Source organism: Xenorhabdus lircayensis (assembly GCF_016306625.1).
In the GTDB taxonomy this organism is placed as follows: Bacteria; Pseudomonadota; Gammaproteobacteria; order Enterobacterales; family Enterobacteriaceae; genus Xenorhabdus; species Xenorhabdus lircayensis.
Genome location: NZ_JACOII010000087.1, coordinates 2,270 through 2,707, shown reverse-complemented (window position 1 = coordinate 2,707; position 438 = coordinate 2,270). Strand labels below are relative to the sequence as shown.

Sequence of the window (438 nt, the reverse complement as noted above, 5' to 3'; positions counted from 1 at the left end):
CGGTCACGAAACCGGCGTCCAGCAGGCCGGTTAACTGCGCCGGCGTACAATCGACAATATCAGCGGCGTGGCCGGCAAAATAGTGCCAGAGTGACGGGCTGTCTTTGCGCACCGATTCCGGCACGATGACCAGCGTATGCCCCGATAACAACTGGAGCCAGCATTCCACGGAAGAATCGAACACAATACTGGCATTCAGGGTGATGCGGCAGGGGCGGTCAACCGCCAGGACGGTTTTCATCGCGGTGTGTAAATTCACGACGTTGCGGTGTTCAACCATCGCGCCCTTGGGCTGGCCGGTGGAGCCGGAGGTGTAGATCACATAGGCCAGATGGCGGGCCGTCAGCCCCGGCACCTGCGGATCGGAATTGGGATCTAACCGGTCTGCGCTGACGGGATTGGCCGGTGAGGCGATGGCTTGTTCAGTTTCCGTCATTG

General features: G+C 60.3%; 1 protein-coding gene. It reads right to left on the bottom strand.

The features are described from left to right. A partial coding sequence (locus H8A87_RS19285; RefSeq protein ID WP_198691496.1) for an AMP-binding protein occupies positions 1 to 438 on the bottom strand: 438 nt, incomplete at both ends.